Source organism: Limnospira sp. PMC 1279.21, from assembly GCF_032349615.1.
In the GTDB taxonomy this organism is placed as follows: Bacteria; Cyanobacteriota; Cyanobacteriia; order Cyanobacteriales; family Microcoleaceae; genus Limnospira; species Limnospira fusiformis.
In genome coordinates, this window is sequence record NZ_JARPLU010000552.1 from 1 (window position 1) to 423 (window position 423).

At 47.3% G+C, this 423-nt stretch carries 1 protein-coding gene and 1 pseudogene; both read left to right on the forward strand.

Annotated elements, in window-relative coordinates; genetic code table 11:
• A pseudogene (locus tag P5683_RS25900) lies at positions 1–187 on the forward strand (IS607 family transposase); the annotation flags it as partial.
• Positions 150–423: helix-turn-helix domain-containing protein (locus P5683_RS25905; protein WP_396442821.1), on the forward strand; the 274-nt coding region annotated here is incomplete at its 3' end. The pseudogene P5683_RS25900 and the gene P5683_RS25905, both read left to right, overlap by 38 nt.

Here is a 423-nt window from a genome sequence, read left to right on the forward strand (position 1 = left end):
GCAAAACAGGTGTTCACTCATGGTTCTCAACCAGACAAGTCTCAGTCCAGAACGAGAAATGGTTGAGGACATCCTCGCCATCCTCCACTGCTTTAGCTCCAGATTATACGGACGGAGTAAATACAAAACTCAGGTCAAAGAAGATCCGGATTTACCCCAGCCCCGAGCTAAATCAAGTCTGGCGTAAATGGCTGGCTGCTTGTCGGTATTGCTACAACCAAGCAATTGCATTATCCCGGAGTGGTAAACGACTAAGCAAGTTAAAGTTACGCAATAAAGTGATGCAGAGCGACTTGCCTGCATGGGTCAAAGAAACACCCTGCCATATTCGGCAAAATGCCATCTTTGATGCCTATCAGGCTTTGAGCGCCAGTCCTGATGCCAGGTTTAGAAGTTGTCGTGACAGCTCTCAAGGGATTAAGT